The organism is Vibrio sp. Y176, from assembly GCF_033438945.1.
On the sequence record NZ_JAWOQS010000560.1, the window covers coordinates 1 to 685 of the forward strand.

At 45.0% G+C, this 685-nt stretch carries 1 protein-coding gene; it reads right to left on the reverse strand.

Annotated features, from left to right (window positions below; translation table 11 throughout):
- The coding region (gene queC, locus R7O13_RS27295; RefSeq protein ID WP_318305251.1) for a 7-cyano-7-deazaguanine synthase QueC at nt 1-642 on the reverse strand (642 nt) is incomplete at its 3' end.
- Nucleotides 643-685: the final 43 nt, after the last annotated feature.

The following is a 685-nucleotide window of genomic DNA, read 5'->3' on the forward strand; positions in this document are numbered from 1 at the left end:
ATTCAAGTACTCATCGAGCCCGGCTTTGCGTAAATCACACGATGGGCAATCGCCACAACCATCACCGATGATGCCGTTGTAGCAAGTTAGCGTGTTTTCACGCACCAGTTGTAACGCATTGTATTGATCCGCTAACGCCCATGTTTCTGCCTTATTGAGCCACATCAGCGGTGTTTTTATCGTCAGAGCTCGATCCATACCTTTAACCAGCGCCGTGTTCATTGATTTCACAAAATCGTCTCGGCAATCTGGGTAGCCACTAAAGTCCGTTTCACACACGCCCGTAATCACCGTATCGGCACCGATTTGGTAAGCATAAATGCCAGCAAGAGTTAAGAACAAAATATTACGGCCAGGCACAAACGAATTCGGCAAGCCATTCTCTTGTAATTCGTGAGAAACAGGGATGTCATCACGCGTCAGAGAGCTGATAGCAAGTTCATTCAGTAAACCAACATCCATCACTTTATGCGCTTTTACACCAAGGTCTTTGGCGATCTTTTGCGCAACTTCGATCTCCAGTTTATGACGTTGGCCATAATCAAAAGTGATTGCATGCACTTCATCAAACTCTTTAAGGGCTTGTACGAGACAGGTTGTCGAGTCTTGCCCGCCACTGAAAACAACAACAGCTTTTTTCATTTTACTCTCCGAGCTTAAGCAATACTTAGGTATTTATGAGTTT